This window comes from Aeromonas sp. Y311-2, assembly GCF_027706025.1.
GTDB classification, from domain to species: domain Bacteria; phylum Pseudomonadota; class Gammaproteobacteria; order Enterobacterales; family Aeromonadaceae; genus Aeromonas; species Aeromonas veronii.
In genome coordinates this window covers 1-888 of sequence record NZ_JAPDCL010000069.1, presented here as the reverse complement: position 1 = coordinate 888, position 888 = coordinate 1, and the positions used below count along the sequence as shown (strand labels likewise).

Here is an 888-nt window from a genome sequence, read left to right as displayed (position 1 = left end):
TTGACATCCTCCCCGCCCTAAAGGACGGGGATTCCTACTGCGGTTAGGCGATTACGCTTAATTCGCTTCGGTGGGTTCCTGCTGCTGGCGGCCTTATTGCACCACTCACTTCACAGGCTAACTGGGCGTGTCCCGCCCTTAACACATTGATCGCGCCGACTAGATCGGCGTTTTCTTTAAAATCACACTCCACACATTCGAACGTAGCTTGTGTTTGACGATTATCAGCCGAGATATGCCCGCAACATGGGCACGTTCGGCTGGTGTTCTTCGGCGGCACCGCTATCAAATGCCCGCCATTCCAAGCCAGCTTGTAGTCGAGCTGACGCCGAAACTCGCCCCAGCCTTGATCTAAAATAGCCTTATTCAGGCCCGACTTGGCTCGCACGTTGCGCCCAGGCGTGTCAGTTGTGCCCGCCGCTGACTTGGACATATTTCGCACCTGCAAATCTTCGACACATACCAGCGCGTGGTTTTTGCTGATGGCGGTCGAGATCTTATGCAAGTAGTCGCGGCGGGCACTGCCGATATGAGTCTGGATGCGCTGAATACGGGCTTTCGCTTTCTTCCAATTGCGGCTGAATATGACTTTGCGGCTCATCGCCTGCTGCGCTTTGCGCAAGGCTTTTTCGTGAGCCTTGAAGCTGTTAAGTGGGTCTTTGTGGCTGCCATCTGACAGGGTGACAAAGCGTTTAATCCCCATATCGAGGCCAACAGCTGTGCCTTGATGAACGGGCACATCAACCTCTCGCTCGGTCTGGATAGCGGCATACCACTTACCGCTTGATTGGCTCACGGTGATGTTCTTGATCACCCCGAGCACATCCCGACTGTTGCGGTAGCGTAGCCAACCCAACTTAGGCAGGAACAGACGGCTATTGGCCTGAT

The 888-nt window shown here is 54.6% G+C and carries 1 protein-coding gene; it reads right to left on the bottom strand.

Annotated elements, in window-relative coordinates:
• Positions 1-43: 43 nt before the first annotated feature.
• A partial coding sequence (locus OKC42_RS22640; protein ID WP_270820937.1) for an RNA-guided endonuclease InsQ/TnpB family protein occupies positions 44-888 on the bottom strand: 845 nt, incomplete at its 5' end.